Origin of the sequence: Paenibacillus sp. MER TA 81-3, assembly GCF_023713585.1 — a bacterium.
In the GTDB taxonomy this organism is placed as follows: Bacteria; Bacillota; Bacilli; order Paenibacillales; family Paenibacillaceae; genus Paenibacillus_B; species Paenibacillus_B profundus.
In genome coordinates this window covers 109,722-127,238 of sequence record NZ_JAMAWB010000009.1, presented here as the reverse complement: position 1 = coordinate 127,238, position 17,517 = coordinate 109,722, and the positions used below count along the sequence as shown (strand labels likewise).

The following is a 17,517-nucleotide window of genomic DNA, read 5'->3' as shown; positions in this document are numbered from 1 at the left end:
ACCGCTGAGGAGCGATCGCCAAGTTCTGCCGTAAGCGAATGATACCGTCTCAACAAGGTTGAGAACAGGCTGTCGAGAAAGTCTCTCGACAGTCTTTTTTTAATCAAATAATTTAATATATCACCGCGGTAATGCAATATAATATCGGTAATAATAGACCGAAAGGAGCGGTGTTAGCATGTTGTATTCTCTTCAACCTAACCCTCAGTTAGATTACGAGTTGGTTTGCCTTGAACATATGGTGCCTGAAGATCATCTACTTCGCCATATCGCTAAGCATAGCGGAAACATAATGTTCAGGTGGTCGAACGTTCCCCGCAGGAGTACATCGACGAGTTGGAACAAGCAATTGAAGAAGATCGGCGAACTCTTGGAAAAAAGCCGCTAAAAGTCCGGGAGGAGGTGGCGGAGACAAAAGAAAATTAAGGTCAGCACGACGGATCCGGAGAGCGGCTAAAATACCAAGTGGAGAAATCGACTCAGCCGCTCTGGCAAGTATTTGTACCGACTGCGATACTAAACGATCGAGCGAAGCTTTGCGGATGCCTAAGAGCTCCACGGGCTTCGCTACTGCCGTTTTCGGGGCAAAGCAAACGTCCCCGAACAAGCATTGATGACTGCCACTGCACAGAACATTAAAAAGATCGCCCTCCACCTGGCCAGGAAGGCCAAGTAGGGGGCGATTTACATTCTAAAGGGACACACTGTTCTTTCAACCTATAACTGATTGTTGGAGAAGTTAAAAACCGCTTTTCTCAACAATCTGATCAGACGATATGACTGATTTTTTTATGGGCATCATCGATTCGAGTCGATGAGACCGATATTGATGCAGCAAAGAGGCAACGGTATTTATCCTATTTACCAACCTATGAATATATGATTGCTCACCAATTGTGGAAGAACAGCATACGTTGTACTATCATCTCTTACTCAGCTCATCCGTTACTTGCTGCGCCATGTGTTTGCAGGATAGGCAATACCTTCCACCTTGCGGGCAGTCAACATGATTTGCTGGGGAGGCTGCGGTGTTTGTCCATTTTTCACTACTTCCACAGTTCTCGTGCCATTCGCATTCAGCTTATTCATCGAGTTGCAAAAGCACATCAGCGGTCACCTCCATTCCCGTACCTAGTTCTATCATATGCAGTGCATTGCTAGAATGATTGGACATGCCAGCCTGATTGTTGTTCGTATGCTTCCGATGCAGGTTTCTTACGAAAACTTGTACTTCTCGGTGCTGAAAAGTGACCTTTTGAACTCGCACGAACTGCGCATATGAGGGGGTGTGAAAATGTTTGAATTGACATGGATTCAGCTGTTCATTCTGGCACTCGCTTCGTTCCGGTTAACACACTTGATCGTCTACGACGATATAACATGGGCGCTTCGGTCTCCTTTTCTCGCCGTATCGTATGTGACTCATGAGAATGGCACCGTTATCCGGGAAATTGAAATCAAAGGCACCGGCATTCGCCGGTGGATGGGGATGCTGCTTAGCTGTCATTGGTGCACGGGGATATGGTGCGCCATGCTCGTCACAGCACTTTACTGTTATGTGCCGGCTTCGTTCCCGCTGTTGCTTATGTTAGCTGTGGCTGGGATTGCTGCATTGATAGAGCAATATTTACTCCAAAGATTAGGGTGATCAGCAAGTGGAAAAAGCGAATGCCTGTCATGGACAGCCGGTCGAAGATAGACCGGCTGTTTGGCACGTTCTCAGCTTAGGAGACAAATGCCTTTATGAACGTTTCCATTGTCAGATCCTCTGCATCGAGCGGATTGCCCCATTTTTATGTAACTTTTGTTGCTTAACGGCGTTATATTTATAGTAGATGGCATATTATGGTCATCATACTTCAAATCAATCCTTTTCCAGAAGACAGAAGAGGAATTCGGCATTATCGAATTGGAAGGAGGTTGTTCACAATGGAACCGATTGCGATCGTCCGCTACCAACCCCAATATGCAGCGGCCGTAGCCGACATGTGGAATGTGAGCAAGGATAGTTGGGGTGGAGGAAATTCGATTCGTACGGCGGAGCAAGTACGGATGGAGGAGGAGAACTCTGATTCGCTGACAGTATATCTGGCCATGGAACAGGAGATAGTGGTTGGATACTGCAGCTTGCTCGAATACCGGGAAGATACGGGAGCGCTATACGTAGGACTGCTCAACGTCCGCCCGGATTATCACGGCAAGAAAGCAGGCAAAATGCTCGTCCGCGAAGCGTTGGATGAGACCGTGCGGCTCGGCTGGCCTCGGCTTGACCTATACACCTGGGAAGGCAACACGAAAGCCGTGCCGTTATACAAGAAATGCGGATTTTTCTGGGAAGATCGGGAGGATACGACTCATCTGATGAACTTCATCCCGGCTGTGCTGCAGACGGAAGCGCTTGCGAACTACTGGGCAGAGATCGATTGGTATGCGGACTCGACGCGGGCAATCGCCGTGGAGCCGGACGGAAGGAAAGAGAACGGATTCGACTATTACGCTTACACCTGGGAAAAGGGCGATTCTTCTCTGCGGGTGGAATTCGAGCGGCGCGGCAGAGGCATGCGTCTGATTGAAACGGACGATTATGTCGTAAGCGCAACGGTGGAGCAAGCAGAGCCTGTATTTGGCAAGTCTTATAAGATCGGATATCACATCGTGAACAAGTCTGGTAAACCGCTCAAGTTGGAACTTCAAGGCGAAAATGATCGCAATATTACATTCGAATGGAAGCGGCAGCTAAATGTGCAAGAAGAAGCAACTCTCGATGCGAGCTTCTTCGTAGGTCCTGTAAATGAAGAGCAAAGTGAATGGCGGACATGTCCGCGGGTATGTACGCGAATATGGATTAACGGTGCAGAGGCGTTGTTCCAGCTCGGCGTCGTGCCGAAGTTCCCGGCCAATCTGAGCTTGAAGATGACTGACCGGGATACATACCCGAATCGGGGCGGAAGCTTCTGCTTGGACATCGAGAACAACTTCGCCGAGCCGGCGGAGTTCTGCCTCGAGCTCCCAGAGAGTCCATATCTGGACTTCGGGCGGCGGACTTTCAGCGTCAAGCTGCAGGCAAAAGAAAGAACTTCGATAGCCGTTCCTTATCGCGTGCTTGCGCCAGGTTATTACTCCGCTGCGCTGCAAGTCGAGGCACGTCAAGAATGTGGAAGTGTCGTTACGTTCTCGAAATTGATAGGTGCGGGATTCCGTGAATTGGGAGCAGCGTTTGCAGGGGAGAATGAGCAGCAGTGGCAGCTGTTCCACGGCAAATTTACGTTGACATTCGGAAAAGAACGCAATGAACTATCACTTTCTTGTCCCGGCATGAAAGAGTTCTCGCTCACACTGCCGTATCCGAAGCTGGGCAAGCCGTACTCCAGTGAATTGTCGAAGGCGAAGCCGGAACGGGTCGAATGGTTCGAGGAGCGAGGGGCCATCGGTCTGTCGGTGCGTTACCGCTCGACTTCGTTCCCTCAGACCGCGCTGATCTCGCATACGGTTCTGTACGGAGACGGAACGGTCAAGCATTGGTATGAAGCAGAGAATGTGTCTGGGGTGCAGCTGACGGCCGATCTGTGGTTGTCTCAGCCAATCCCATATGATTTGTATGGCGCCATACTGCCGTATGAAGGACGATTCATTGAAATCAATGATTCAGCCGGCAGCGAATATGACCATTGGGAAAGCGGGAAAGTGACCGAACCGTGGATATTTTCTCCGAACGGTCCGCTGCCGCGCGGCATATGCTGGCCGAAGTCCTGCCAGCTATACAGGGACGGCTGGCGATTCAGTCTGGAATTCAATATCGGGCTGCTGGACGCTCATGAGAAGCGGACGATGGAGCCGATATATTTGACTTTAGGCGGAGTTACCGATTGGAAATCGTTCCGTGCCTTTGCATTGGAGGACGCGCTGCGTGACGATCTGCATCTGACGAGTCACACGGAGCTAGTCGTCAATGGGCACAATCCCTTTGTTCGCGCAGACATGAACGTGGATTTACAGCAGCGCAAATTCGACTTCTATGATGGGACGATTACGGCCAAGCTGCGCCATGAGGCGGACTCTGCGGTGGTCCAATCGTTCAAGTTCGAACAGGAAGCGGGAACAGCAAGCTTTGCGCTTCCGGCACCACAGCGGCCGCTCGATGTCGTCGAGATCCACGCTCGTCTTAGCACGCATGACGTGAAAGGAAGCGCTGTCGTCTTTACGCAGACAGATGCCGATATCTCGCTCTATAACGAGACGGAGAAGGGATATCAGACATACGTGGCTGACAACGGTCTGATTCGGATAAAGGTAGCGCCCGATTTCTATCCTGCACTCTATTCGATGCAATACGAAGGAAGAGAGTGGTTGTCGAGCGGATTTCCGGAGCGCGGACCTAAATCGTGGTGGAATCCATACATCGGCGGTATTGCAAGTGAGATTGGCGGTTTGAGCGCATTATCCGTTTTGAAGGAAGCATGCACGGTTGAATTTACGGAACGACGGGATCAACATGGGAACGTATGGCAGGGCTTGAAGGTTAGTGTTGACATCCGGAAGCATGACAAGCTCAAAGGGCTGAAGTTCAGCCAGTATTATTTGCTGCTTCCGGGCGTTCCGGTTGTGTGTCATACGGTTGAAATCGATCAGCGAACCGGCACCTGCTTCGAATCGAAGGGGTGGTCGACTGAGATATTCATTCAACCCGACGAACGAATGGATGAGGGCTGGATTCGCACCAACCCTTCTCAAGGCGCTTCGCAACTGTACCGTTTAGGGAAGGGACACATGTCCATTCGGGAGGCGAACGATTGCGCCTTTGGTACGGAGCAACGCAAAGAGATGCTCCAGATTGTGAATTCGACGTCAAGTGCCCATACGAATATTTATTTCAACAACGATATTTGCGAAACATCGGTATACCGGAATTTGAACATGGAAAATACAAGCGTGCAGAATATTGCGCCGATATGGTTCCTGTTTACTGATGACTTGATTGAATCGGCAGCATTGGCTGCGTTGAAACAGATCCGATTTCCGGAATAGAGAGGATGGCTGCTGCTCATGAAAATCATTGATGCCCATATGCATCTGTCTCACATTGCAGAATTCAAGGCAACCGCAGCGGAAAAATCGTTCGTTGATTACAGTGCGGAAGGCATCTTGCACGAATATGCGGATAACAACGTAGTGCTTGGTATCGGAATGGGACTGACAGAGACGAAGCAAGGCGCTTTCCCTGATGATGAGGCTGTCACTCCGATGGGCTTGGATCTTGCAGAACACCTTCCTTCCCAAATTGTGTATTGCTTAGGCATCAACCCGCACAAGCTGGATGGGCAGGCACTGGCAGAGTTGGAACAGGAATTACAGAAACCAGAAGCGGTCGGTCTGAAAATCTACCTTGGTTATTATCCGTTCTACGCCTACGATCGCGTCTACGATCCGATCTATGAGCTGGCGGCGTCCTACAAGGTGCCGGTCGTATTTCATACCGGAGATACCTATTCGGAACGCGGCCTGCTCAAATATTCGCATCCGCTGACAATTGACGAAGTCGCGGTTACGCACCGGAGTGTCAATTTCATGATGGCGCATTTCGGTGATCCGTGGGTGCTGGACGGAGCTGAGGTGGTATATAAGAACCGGAACGTATTCGCCGATCTATCCGGCCTCATGGTTGGGGATGGCGCACAATGTGCGCGTCTGAAAGATTCGCCACTTTTCTTCGCCCATTTGCGGCATGCCATTACGTATTGCGATCATTACGACAAGCTGCTGTTTGGAACCGATTGGCCGCTCGCTCCTGTGGAGCCGTACATTCAATTTGTGAAAGAACTCATTCCTGAGGCGTATCACGAAGATGTGTTCTATAATACGGCGTTGCGTGTATTTCCGAAGATTAAGCCGTTCGTGGAGAAGGACAGCTTGTAGCGGCTATATCTCCATAGTGCAAGGAGTCTAACCCAGCAAAGCAAATGACTCCTGAATTTGGCAGTAGGGTTCCGCTCGGAATTGTGCTATCATATGAAATTGTCTTCACAAAGAACACTTGTGTTTCCTCAGTGAGGACAAAAGGTCTGTTTTGTTCGCTTTGACTGGAGGGGGATTTATTGTATGAAACGATTGGGGCTATTTCCACGGATCATCATCGCCATGGTGTTCGGGATCGGGGTTGGTCTCGTGGCGCCGGACTGGGTGGTGCGGATATTTGCTACCTTTAATAGTATATTTAATCAATTTCTTAGCTTCATGATTCCATTAATCATTCTAGGCTTCATCATTCCGGGAATCGGGGAACTAGGACGCGGGGCAGGGAAGTTGTTAGGGCTGACCGCCGCAATCGTATATGTGTCGACGGTGCTATCCGGTCTGCTTGCGTATGCGGCGGCCGCATTTGCCTATCCGACTTTGTTGTCCGGCGCTTCGGCCGTGCAGACAGGCAATCCGGAAGAGATGCTGCTTCAAGGCTTTTTCAACATCGACATGCCGCCCGTATTCGGCGTTATGACGGCACTGCTGCTGTCTTTTGTCATCGGGATCGGTATTACCGCAACGGAGTCGAAGTCACTTCTGGGACTGACGCAGGAGTTCAAGGACATCATCGGCAAAGTGATATCGAGCGTCATCATACCGTTTCTGCCGATTCATATCGCCGGGATTTTCATGAACATGACACAAGCGGGGCAAGTGGCGCTCATCTTGCAAGTGTTCTTGAAAGTATTCGTAATGATACTGCTGCTGCATGTGGTCATTTTGCTGTGTCAATACGGCATTGCCGGCACCTTGAACAAGCGCAATCCGATTACGATGCTGAAGACGATGATTCCCGCTTACTTCACAGCTCTCGGCACGCAATCATCCGCCGCGACGATTCCGGTAACCTTGAAGCAGACGAAGAAGTTGGGTACGGACGAGGAAGTCGCTAACTTCGTCGTGCCGTTATGCGCCACCATTCATATTACAGGTTCGACGATTACAATAACATCAGTGACGTCCGCAATTCTATTTATTCACGGTCAACCGCTGACAATTGCAATGATGCTGCCATTCATTCTTATGCTGGGCATTACGATGATTGCCGCTCCGAGCGTTCCCGGAGGCGGGGTCATGGCCGCCTTGGGCTTGTTCCAATCGATGCTCGGCTTCGATGAAGCGATGATAAGCCTTGCGATCGCATTGTACATCGCTCAGGACAGCTTTGGCACGGCGACGAACGTGACCGGTGACGGGGCGATTGCACAGATAATTCATTTTTTCAAGAAGAAGCAGATGCGGGCAAACCGCACGGCAGGTTGAAAGGATATCGAAAAGGAAAAGGCATGCTTTGTCATGAAGACAATAGCATGCCTTTTAAATTAAGGAGCATTCCGTCTGGTCAAGCCAAGGAACGATGGGGTGCATCGTATCCGCACGCTTTGCCGCTGTGTTATGGCTGCAGGCGGATGGACAACAGCTCATTGGCACCTCGTTGGAACTCGTAAGAGCTTTTTTCGATGTGCGCGGAATGAATGCAAGCTTGCACGTCATGCAATAAACGATCAAGATGCTCATATTTCCGGCCAGACAGATCCGTCAATGGGAAAATCCGAATTTCGTCATTCGTGACACGAATCAATTCCACAAGGGATGTCAGATGGAATTCATAGTCCAACCGATCTGAATACATGAAGAGGAGATGCGCACTCAGTGTCATATCGAATTGTTTGTCTGCATAAGGGAGAGTCGCGGCTTGATATCGTCTGGGTTGCTCACGCATATCCTGGACACAATCGTGCAGCGCCCGCGCTCGCTCTTCTTGCAGCGCTTTCAAGGAACTAAAATAGCTCCATACATACTGATCGGCCACCAGTCCCATATTCTCCATCGTATGGTTGAGATCGTCTATGCCTTTTCGCTCCAAGTCGTCTGCTTTGAATTCATAGGCGAATCGCATGCTGATGCTTGAATTCCACGGCGATTGGCATGCGCGGTGAACGAGCATGCGCCTCCTGTACAATCAAGAATTCGTTTGCCTGCCATTTGTTCTAATGATAAGTTGAACATGCCTGTATATTCCTCATATGTACGCCCGATAAATACAATCCGGCTCAAGTCCAGCTTCTGATTGTCTGTCCCTGCTCCCAATTTTTTCAACCCGATTTCTTTCTGATGTGATTCCATACAAACATAATCATTATTGGTAAATGATAGGTTGCACCCGGGACTTTGTCAATCGGATGTATTCGCATTTTTTATTAATAAACCTAAGACTGGTCCATATGTATAATAGAGGCTTCTTATCCACCCATTACCGGAAGAAGGGAGGTGACTCACATGATAGTGTGTGCCGGGGTGAACAAGTATTTCGGATCCTTTCAGGTACTGAAGGACATCGATCTTCACATCGGGCAAGGGGAAGTTGTCGTCGTCATTGGTCCGTCCGGTTCCGGCAAAAGCACATTGCTGCGCTGCATCAACCGCTTAGAGGAGATCTCTTCGGGCACATTGACGGTGAACGGACAGAACGTCCATGACAAGAAGCTGCAAATCAATGCACTGCGCAGACAGATCGGCATGGTCTTTCAGCATTTTCATTTGTACCCCCACAAAAAAGTAATCGACAATATTATGCTTGCCCCGATGAAAGTACTCGGCCTGCCGGAGCAGGAAGCGAAAGAAAGAGCCATGTACTATTTGCGGAAGGTCGGCATTCCTGAGAAAGCTGACTCGTATCCATCGCAGTTGTCAGGGGGACAGCAGCAGCGTGTGGCCATCGCCCGCGGCCTTGCGATGAATCCGGCTATTATGCTATTCGACGAGCCTACGTCTGCGCTAGACCCGGAAATGATAGGTGAAGTGCTCGATGTAATGAAATCGCTTGCTCGCGAAGGAATGACAATGGTCGTCGTTACGCATGAGATGGGCTTTGCGCGTGAGGTTGCCGACCGCATCGTCTTTATGGATGAAGGACAGATTGTGGAGGAAGCGGCGCCTGCGGAGTTTTTCAACAAGCCGAAGGAGGAACGGGCTCGAATCTTTTTAAGCCGGTTATTAAATCACTGAGATCTGGAGGATGAGAATGAGAAAGATGTACCGAAACAAATGGTTTCTTAGCGGAATGATTCTGATGTTGGCGGCTTTCGCGGTAGCAGGATGCGGAGGGAAGGAAGCCGGAACCGAGAACCAATCCGGTACGGGGAAAGCCGCTTCGACCGTCGAAACAGCCAAAGAGCGCGGCAAGCTGGTCATCGGCGTCAAGTTCGATACGAATCTGTTCGGCTTGAAGGACCCAGCGAGCGGCGAAGTGAAAGGATTCGACATCGATATCGCCAAGGCAATAGCCACGAAGCTGCTCGGGGACGAGAGCAAGCTGGAGCTGAAGGAAGTGACTTCGAAGACTCGCATTCCGATGCTGCAGAACGGCGACATCGACGCGATAATCGCCACAATGACCGTCACGGAGGAGCGGAAGCAGCAGGTTGATTTTACGGAGGTCTATTTCAATGCCGGACAATCGTTGCTGGTGAAGAAGGGAAGTCCGATTCGATCGATTGACGACGTGAAGAAAGGCGTTAAGGTGGTGGCCGTCAAAGGGTCGACCTCGACGAAGAACGTCCGCGAGAAGGCGCCTGACGCGGAAGTGCTTGAGTTCGAGAACTATCAGGATGCGTTCACCGCTTTGAAATCGGGCAAAGGAGAAGTATTGACGACGGACAATTCAATCTTGTTCGGCATGATGAAGCAGGACCCGAATTTCGAGATGGTCGGGGGCAATTTTACCGACGAACCGTACGGGATTGCGGTCCGTAAGGGAGATACGGAATTTGCCTCCTTCATTAATAATTTGTTGAAGGAAATGAAAGAAAACGGTGAATACGACAAGCTGTACGAACAATGGATGGGCGAGAAGCCTTCTAAATAGCTGTCGTCTGGCGCCAGTACCGGATACATTACGAACGTCTAACTGCACCGGGGAGGTGGGAAAGGCATGCTGGATGTTTCCGTACTAATCGGAAATTGGGACCGCTACATGACGGGATTCGGCAACACACTGGCGATTAGCGTTCTCGCCCTTATCGGCAGCTTTGTCATCGGGACACTGTTCGCGGTATTGCGCATAGCTCCCAATCGGCTGCTGAACATCATCGGTGCGGCTTACGTGGAGTTCGTGCGCAACATCCCGCTCATCTTAATCGTCTTCCTGTTCTACAATGGCTTGCCTGCTCTTCACCTCAATCTGAACGGCTTTGTGGCGGGAACACTCGGACTCACCGTGTATACTTCGGCATTCATCGCAGAAGCGATACGGGCCGGTATTCTGTCTGTTCCTCAAGGGCAGACGGAAGCTGCACGTTCAGCGGGATTGACGTACGTCCAGACGATGCGGCACATTATCCTTCCACAAGCGATGCGAATTGTCATTCCGCCGCTCGGCAATCAGTTCCTGAATCTCATCAAAAATTCATCTGTCCTCGGTGTCATTGCAGGACTCGATCTGATGTACTACGGCGACCTCATCAATTTAGATACGTTCAAGACATTCAGCGTTTATATATTTGTCGGCATGTTCTATCTCATCCTAACGATACCAATGAGCTTCGCAGTGAATGCCTTGGAACGACGAATGGCCCGAAGCGGATAGAAGAGGGGGGGGAATCGTTGGACTTCATCGGAGCTTATTCATCCGATAATGTGCTCTATATGCTGGAAGGGTTTCTCGTCACGATTGGAGTGGCCGGCATCGCGATTATTTTGAGCTTTCTCGTTGCCTGTCTGCTCGCCGTCGTCCGCTATGCCCGTATTCCTGTCTTATCACAGTGCACGGCCGTCCTTGTCGAGATAATTCGCAACTTGCCGCTGCTTCTCATTATCTTCTTCGTCTTCTTCGCCCTGCCGCAGGTCGGGCTGAAGATGAGCGTATTCGCGGCGGCAATTGTGGCGCTCACCATCTTCGAGGCTGCCATGGTGTCAGAAATTATTCGTGCTGGTCTTATGTCCATAGACAAAGGCCAAATCGAAGCTGCCCGTTCCAGCGGGCTGTCCTTCATCCAAACGTTAAGATTCGTCACCATGCCGCAAGCGTTAAGGCGCATGATCCCTCCGATGGTAAGCCAATTCATCGCGCTGCTCAAGGATACGTCGCTCACCGTCATCATTGCGCTCCCGGAGCTGATGCACAACGTGCAGATCGTCAACGGACAAAGCGTCAACTACATCATTCCGACTTACCTCTTCGCGGCTCTGCTCTATTTTATCGTCAACTATGCATTATCCATGTTCGCGCGCAGGCTCGAGCTGCGTGGTTAGATTGAACGTGGCTGGCGGCTCTCTTGAGTCTTGAGTGTGATGGCCCTAGGGGTTGCTCAGACTCGACTCAAGGAGCCTTGTTACTACTATGGAACACTATTATAAGGTTATGAAGCTGAGCTGTTGTACCTCATCATACGGTGCCTTGATCCATTCTCCCTAATACTCAGATAGAGCCGCAATTGCCGTAGCGCGAACGGGACCATGTCAGGTAAAATGATGTCTCTCTGAGAGAAGGGGAGAGTGCCGCTAAGGGCATGTAAATGAACTATGCTCACATGCTTCCCGTTGAGTCATGTCATCCATGTAATCGGCAAAGAATACACTTGGACAAGCAATGCAAGCGGAGAATCAACACATGTGTCATGCTCAGGATGGCTTCACTTTCAAGGAACAGAAAAGTTGGATCATTCCCAATACTCATAGAGTGAGGACATCGTTGCAGATTATCGAGCGGGTGCTGCAATGGTTCAACCGTTTTTTATACGTACCGGATACGATAACAACAGAACAAAGACAAAAGACAGGCTGCCACATGGCAGCCTGTCTCATTTTTCGAACGGGTACTTGGGAGGAACTACGAAATTACTTCAGAGGCTCCCTACCCATTGCAGCCCATTCTTCTCGGGAAGGTCCGTATACACCAGGCACGGCGAGACCAGCCTGTCGCATCAATATTGTCAGCTGACCGCGGTGATGGTTCTGATGATTGATGAGCAGCATCAAAATCACGTTGTTCGGCATTTGTTGTCCGAACATGTCGCTCTTCACCTGCAGCGTGTCGTCCGTCCACTGCGACTTCAACGCTTGCATCAATGCATCAGTCGTGCGGCGATAGCTCTCGGCAATTTTCTGAGCCTCTGACGGTTCTGGAGCATCGCCGCCAGGCGCTTCGATCTGCAAACCGGCTCCCCCCATGATGACCTGTATTGAAGTCACGATATGCCATGCGATCGTTCCAAGCGTTCGATCTTGCGGCGTCACGTCTTGCTTCAGCGATTCATCGGTGAGCGCATCGAGTATGCGCTGAGTTGCACCTGCCTCGAATTCCCACGTTTGCAGAAAACCGTTTATCGTTTGATACATACGATCCCTCCTTATTAATTTGGCAGCGCTATTGCTTGATGGTTTCAGGCTCTTTGTACTCCACGCCGAAAGTATCGACCGTCACTTTCTTCATCTTTTGCGGAGTATTAGGCTTATCCTGCGCATCTCTAGGTGTGCTGACGATCTCTTGGACCATCTCCATTCCTTTAGTCACTTTGCCGAAGGCGGCGTATTGTCCGTCCAGATGAGAGGCTTCGGCAACCATAATGAAGAACTGGGAGCCGGCCGAATCCGGAGAAGCGGACCTTGCCATGGAGATGACGCCTTCGCTATGCTTCAAATCATTTTGAAAATTGTTGTCGGCAAATTCCCCTTTAATGCTGTAGCCGGGACCACCGATGCCTGAACCTTCCGGATCGCCGCCCTGAACCATGAATCCTGGGATGACGCGATGAAAGATCAGTCCATCGTAGAACCCTTTTTTCACTAATGAAATAAAATTGTTTACCGTATTCGGAGCAGTATCGGGGTAAAGCTCCAATTCAATTTTTTTACCGTCTTCCATTTCGATTGTGACAAGGGGATTCTTTCCGTTCGAAGCCGGCTCCTTCTTCTCAGTGTCAGACACGTTCGATGTGTCTGTGGCGGATTGGGCATTGTCCGCGTTTGATTTGGCGCCGCATCCTGCGATCATGATCATCGCTGCAATCAATAGAATGGACAAACTTAGTACTTTTCTGCTCCTCATGAATCGATTCCTCCTGCGTTCTGCTGCATTATACAGTACAGTATGCCATTGAACTAACTGCCAATCAAGCCACGGTTCGTGTTCTTGCGAATTGCACCTGATTGGAATACGATTGGAGAAACAATTTTAATGAGTTGTTGAAGGGGTTCGAGGCATCATTTTATCAACCGGAGCACCAGCCGGAAGGACTGGTTATGCTTTCATATATGTTTGTCATCAACAGCGAATTTGTGCGGCAGCGCATCATCCGCTGTTGATTTTTTTGCTGCAAAATTATTCATAGCAAGTATGTTTACCTAATCCAAGGAAGGCTTGCGGACATAAGCTGTTCATAATGGACGGTCTTCGTCTCGCATCAAATGCAAACCATATTGATAAAAAATAAAATGGAGGCTTTCATGATGAACAAAAGAAAAACTGTACGCGTGAAGCAAGCGCTGCCGCTGCTCAATCAAAATGTTCCAGGATTGTCTGGACCCGAGTCATCATTGACTGAAGCGACCGGTAGCGGGCCGTTTACTGCCAAGTTCTCATTGTTGGAGCGATTCGGGGGCATTGATGGCATCATGACGACGGTCGGTCACGTTCAAAAATTGTACGGCATGTATCAGCAGCTCAATTCGATGATGCGAACGTTCGGTTTATTGGGCGCGCCACAAGTGGCCGTATCCAATTCACGCGGTAAACGTTTGCAGAATACAACCCGAAAAACACAGACAGCTCGTTCGCGTGCGACATCATATCGCAAACATGCAAAAAGGGGTTGAACACTCGCCAACAAGTAGCAATAGCTCAGAGACTCGGGAAAGGACTGCTGGCTTGGCCCGTATCTCTTCACTGTCCATGAACGGAAGCCGCCCAATTTACGCGGCGGTTTCCGATTGGGTTACCATCGTACATAAGTTGCGAAAGATTGGCGGTCAGGAGAAGTCTTTTTACTAGATTGTTAGTATATGGTACTATTTTATAATAGAACATAATTCGAACTGTTCATTCCAATGGTGAGAGGGGTAAATAAAGATGGAAAAGAGACTGACACGCGCCGAAGTCCCGCAGGAGGCAACGTGGAAGCTGGAAGATTTGTTTACGACCGTACAGGCGTGGGAAGCTGAGCTGCAATCCATTCATGCAGATGTAGGTACGGTGACGCAATATAAGGGTCAATTACATGAGAGCGCCGCAACCTTGTTGTCTTGCCTCAATGCGCAGGAAGCACTTCAAGAACGGATTGGCAAGGTATCCGCATACGCGCGGTTGTGTCTATCCGAAGACAGCACGAACTCGGATCACCAAGCCAATTCGGGCCGGGCCGGGAACATTATGTCTGAGGTGTCCTCCGCGCTATCGTTTGTCAAATCGGAGATTTTGGCGCTGCCGAATGGTACACTTCAGCGCTACTTCGAGGAAGAGCCCGAACTGCAAGTATATCGGAGAAGTCTGCTGTTGCTGCTGGAGACGAAGCCGCATCAGCTATCCGCGGAGACGGAAGCGGTTCTGGCGTCGCTGGGGGAGGTCCTTGGTGCGCCTTATCGAATCTACCTGCGAAGCAAGCTGTCGGATATGACATTTGAACAGGTGCAAGACAAGAGCGGGAACACATTGCCTGTATCCTTTGCTCTATATGAGAACAAGTATGAGCAGTCTCCGGATATTGTGCTGCGGCGGGCAGCGTTTCAATCGTTCTCAAAAACGCTATCAACCTATCAGAATACGTTTGCCGAGACGTATGCGACGGAAGTAAAGAAGCAAATCGTGCTGTCCCGTCAGCGGAACTATGAATCTGTTACCCATATGCTGCTTCAGCCGCAAGAGGTAACGATGGACATGTATAACAATATTCTCGATGTCATTCAAGCAGAGCTGGCTCCCCATATGCGCCGGCTAGCCAGACTGAAGAAGCGTGTCCTCGGCTTGGACAAGATGCTGTATTGTGATTTGAAGGCGCCGTTGGATCCGGAGTTCAATCCAGAGATCACCTATGAAGAAGCAAGCCGCTTAGTTCAGGACGCGCTGCAAATTATGGGCCCTGAGTACGGAGAGATTGTGAAGACCGCATTCTCCGAGAGATGGGTCGACTACGCGGATAATGTCGGCAAATCGACAGGCGCATTCTGTTCGTCTATTTACGGAGCGCACTCATACATTCTCGTGTCTTGGGCGAACAACATGAGGGGCATGTTTACGCTTGCTCATGAAGTTGGCCATGCTGGGCATTTTATGCTGGCAGGACGATATCAAAGACTGGTCAACACGCGCCCGTCCCTGTACTTCATCGAAGCGCCATCAACGATGAATGAGATGCTGCTGGCTCAGCATATGATGAGCCAATCGACAGACAACCGCATGCGTCGGTGGGTCATTATGCAGCTCTTGAATACGTATTACCATAACTTCGTCACCCACCTTCTCGAAGGTGAAATGCAAAGACGCGTCTATCATTCGGCGATGGCCAATGAGCCTATTACTGCAAAGACATTGTCAGAGAAAAAGGGCGAGGTGTTGTCATCCTTCTGGGGCAATGAAGTGGAGCTGGATGAAGGCGCAAGACTGACCTGGATGCGCCAGCCGCACTACTACATGCAGCTCTATCCATACACATATGCCGCCGGTCTGACAGCATCTACGGCAGCGGCCCGCTTGATTCAGGAGGAAGGCCAGCCTGCTGTAGATCGCTGGCTGCAAGCGCTCAAAGCCGGAGGAACGCTCAGTCCGTTGGAGCTGATGAAGCTGGCTGGTGTTGATATGTCCGAGCGCCAACCGATCCAACAGGCTGTCGCTTATGTAGGCTCTCTGGTGGATGAATTGGAAAGCTTGTTCTAGGCAAGCTCAATTGAATTGAATCGAGGTCTATTGATCGAAGCCGGCATCTCTGTGCAGAGTGCCGGCTTCGTCGATCTAGTCAGGTTCAATGCTGCCCTGAAATCGGATTGTTAGCCAGAGTGAGCGACACCTTCAATGGCAGATGATCTGAAGCAGAAGGCAGGAGGCGAAGCGCTTCGACCGAATCGATCTGGAAGTGTGAGCTGGCGAAGATGTAATCGAACTGAAACAAAGGACGATACGAGGGAAAAGTGTGCACGGGAGATGAGTGAGCAGCATGACACACGTCGCGCACACAGTCATTCATTTTCAGCCAGGTTGCTGTCCCCGGTCTTAAATTAAAATCACCCATCACAAGGTGCGGCATTGATTCATTGATAAGCTTATTGCGAATCCTATTCGCTTGTATTGCTTTCAACACCGGATTAATGCTTAAGTGGGTCACGAACAATTTAAACGGTTGCCCGTGTGCCAGCAGACATGCTTCCAGCATGGCGCGTCCTTCGAGCTTAATCGGAAGCACATTCAAGGGGTGATTGGAGTGGCTGATGATTGGGAAACGGGAGAGAAGGCCGTTTCCGTACTGTCTTGGTGTTCTTTTCAATGTAGGCAGAGTCACCGTCGCTCCGAAAGCCGCATGCATGTTCAAGCGTTCAGCCAACCATTGCAGTTGATCGACCAAAGCGCTCCTTCTTAAAAAGCTCCGATCCAGTTCATTTAATCCGATGACATCTGCACCGCTTGCTTCAATGATATGTGCGATCCGGCTCAGGTCCAACTTGCCGTCTGTCCCTCTGCCATGATGTATATTGAACGTCAATATGTTGAGTTGCATAAGATACCTGCCTTATTCTAGAAGCTGCTTGAACTAGTATGACCAGTTATTGAATCTGGGTGAATATGTTATATCATTTTCGGATATAAGATAGCAAGCGGCGCTTGACAGGGATTTACGGGATAAAATATACTGATGTGATGGTACTAAAAAAAATATATTAGTACCCATGTTACAGCGAGGAGGGAGACACACATGAAAGACCGTCTCATGCAATCCGCCTTGGAATTGATGACATCGCATGGTCTCAAGTTCACGATGAGTGATCTTGCGAGTGAGTTAGGCACGAGTAAACGGACCATCTATGAGCACTTTGCGTCTAAAGAGGAGCTGATCGGGGCGATCGTCGACAAATCCATCGCAGAGGTCATTCAAATCGAAAAAGGAATATATGAGGACGACAGCTTAAGCTGTGTCGAGAAATTGAAGCAGGTGCTTTCCATTGTTCCAAGCGGTCTGAAGCTGAGCGATAGACGGCTGCTGGCGGAGATGAAGCGGTTCGCCCCGAATGAATGGAGCAAAATCAATAATTATTTGCAAGAAGAGTGCGGATGGGGAACGGTGAAAAACATTCTCGAAGAAGGGGTAGCAGCCGGTGATATCCGTCCCGTGCATGTCCCGAGCGTGCTGCAAATGATGATAGGTGCGTCAGCAGCAATATTTGATCCGGACTTCTTATTGCGCTCGTCCTGTACATTGCGGCAGGCTGTCGAAACGATGGCGGAGATGCTGACTTTTGGTTTGTCTGCAGCTCAAGAGAATGTGAATGATGCAAGGGAAGGATAAAGAGCGAGTAACA

Annotated in this window: 16 protein-coding genes and 2 pseudogenes; 13 read left to right on the top strand and 5 right to left on the bottom strand. The window is 49.9% G+C overall.

Translation table 11 applies throughout. The features are described from left to right. The first annotated feature begins 300 nt into the window (after positions 1–300). Both M3650_RS31980 and M3650_RS14805 read left to right on the top strand, forming a co-directional pair. Entirely contained in the window at positions 301–426 is a 126-nt protein-coding gene (locus tag M3650_RS31980) for a hypothetical protein (RefSeq protein ID WP_285848482.1), read from the top strand. Positions 427–520: 94 nt separating this feature from the next. Continuing rightward, positions 521–676: pseudogene (locus M3650_RS14805) on the top strand (transposase); the annotation flags it as partial. A 269-nt stretch (positions 677–945) separates the two neighbouring features. On the opposite strand, the gene M3650_RS14800 reads toward M3650_RS14805, so the two are convergent. After that, on the bottom strand, positions 946–1,089 hold the full coding sequence (locus M3650_RS14800) for a hypothetical protein (protein ID WP_251575838.1): 144 nt from the start codon (positions 1,087–1,089) through the stop codon (positions 946–948). Positions 1,090–1,294: 205 nt separating this feature from the next. Here M3650_RS14800 and M3650_RS14795 point away from each other — a divergent pair, with 205 nt between their 5' ends. From M3650_RS14795 to M3650_RS14780, 4 genes are all read left to right on the top strand, one after another. Then, positions 1,295–1,648, top strand: coding sequence for a DUF1360 domain-containing protein (locus M3650_RS14795; protein ID WP_251575836.1), 354 nt, complete (start codon positions 1,295–1,297; stop codon positions 1,646–1,648). Between the two features lie 281 nt (positions 1,649–1,929). Beyond that, positions 1,930–5,025, top strand: a complete 3,096-nt coding sequence (locus M3650_RS14790; protein ID WP_251575834.1) for a GNAT family N-acetyltransferase — start codon at positions 1,930–1,932, stop codon at positions 5,023–5,025. An 18-nt stretch (positions 5,026–5,043) separates the two neighbouring features. Then, positions 5,044–5,913: an amidohydrolase family protein gene (locus M3650_RS14785; protein ID WP_019423977.1), complete on the top strand. Its 870-nt coding sequence runs from the start codon at positions 5,044–5,046 to the stop codon at positions 5,911–5,913. Between the two features lie 183 nt (positions 5,914–6,096). Continuing rightward, positions 6,097–7,278, top strand: coding sequence for a dicarboxylate/amino acid:cation symporter (locus M3650_RS14780; protein WP_251575832.1), 1,182 nt, complete (start codon positions 6,097–6,099; stop codon positions 7,276–7,278). A 130-nt stretch (positions 7,279–7,408) separates the two neighbouring features. Here M3650_RS14780 and M3650_RS14775 read toward each other — a convergent pair. Beyond that, positions 7,409–8,142: pseudogene (locus M3650_RS14775) on the bottom strand (SAM-dependent methyltransferase). Between the two features lie 153 nt (positions 8,143–8,295). Between M3650_RS14775 and M3650_RS14770 the strand changes: the two are divergent. The 4 genes from M3650_RS14770 to M3650_RS14755 all read left to right on the top strand — a co-directional run bounded on the left by M3650_RS14770 (position 8,296) and on the right by M3650_RS14755 (position 11,268). Further along, on the top strand, positions 8,296–9,024 hold the full coding sequence (locus M3650_RS14770) for an amino acid ABC transporter ATP-binding protein (RefSeq protein ID WP_019423980.1): 729 nt from the start codon (positions 8,296–8,298) through the stop codon (positions 9,022–9,024). A gap of 16 nt (positions 9,025–9,040) precedes the next feature. Next, on the top strand, positions 9,041–9,883 hold the full coding sequence (locus M3650_RS14765; protein WP_285848465.1) for a transporter substrate-binding domain-containing protein: 843 nt from the start codon (positions 9,041–9,043) through the stop codon (positions 9,881–9,883). A gap of 66 nt (positions 9,884–9,949) precedes the next feature. Then, entirely contained in the window at positions 9,950–10,603 is a 654-nt protein-coding gene (locus M3650_RS14760) for an amino acid ABC transporter permease (RefSeq protein ID WP_019423982.1), read from the top strand. A 17-nt stretch (positions 10,604–10,620) separates the two neighbouring features. After that, positions 10,621–11,268: an amino acid ABC transporter permease gene (locus M3650_RS14755; protein ID WP_251575830.1), complete on the top strand. Its 648-nt coding sequence runs from the start codon at positions 10,621–10,623 to the stop codon at positions 11,266–11,268. A 585-nt stretch (positions 11,269–11,853) separates the two neighbouring features. Here the strand turns inward: M3650_RS14755 and M3650_RS14750 are convergent. Further along, entirely contained in the window at positions 11,854–12,354 is a 501-nt protein-coding gene (locus M3650_RS14750; RefSeq protein ID WP_251575829.1) for a DinB family protein, read from the bottom strand. A gap of 28 nt (positions 12,355–12,382) precedes the next feature. After that, positions 12,383–13,063, bottom strand: a complete 681-nt coding sequence (locus tag M3650_RS14745) for a peptidylprolyl isomerase (RefSeq protein WP_233696810.1) — start codon at positions 13,061–13,063, stop codon at positions 12,383–12,385. 401 nt (positions 13,064–13,464) lie between these two features. Here M3650_RS14745 and M3650_RS14740 point away from each other — a divergent pair, with 401 nt between their 5' ends. Beyond that, positions 13,465–13,830 carry a hypothetical protein gene (locus M3650_RS14740; protein WP_251575827.1) on the top strand — a complete coding sequence of 122 codons (366 nt, stop codon included), beginning with the start codon at positions 13,465–13,467 and terminating at the stop codon, positions 13,828–13,830. Positions 13,831–14,083: 253 nt separating this feature from the next. Further along, on the top strand, positions 14,084–15,883 hold the full coding sequence (gene pepF / locus M3650_RS14735; protein WP_251575825.1) for an oligoendopeptidase F: 1,800 nt from the start codon (positions 14,084–14,086) through the stop codon (positions 15,881–15,883). 85 nt (positions 15,884–15,968) lie between these two features. Here the strand turns inward: pepF and M3650_RS14730 are convergent, their stop codons facing one another. Further along, the gene (locus M3650_RS14730; RefSeq protein ID WP_251575823.1) at positions 15,969–16,718 is read right to left on the bottom strand and encodes an endonuclease/exonuclease/phosphatase family protein; all 750 of its coding nucleotides are present in this window, start codon (positions 16,716–16,718) and stop codon (positions 15,969–15,971) included. A gap of 195 nt (positions 16,719–16,913) precedes the next feature. On the opposite strand from M3650_RS14730, the gene M3650_RS14725 reads away from it, so the two are divergent. Next, positions 16,914–17,504: a TetR/AcrR family transcriptional regulator gene (locus M3650_RS14725; protein ID WP_251575821.1), complete on the top strand. Its 591-nt coding sequence runs from the start codon at positions 16,914–16,916 to the stop codon at positions 17,502–17,504. Positions 17,505–17,517: the final 13 nt, after the last annotated feature.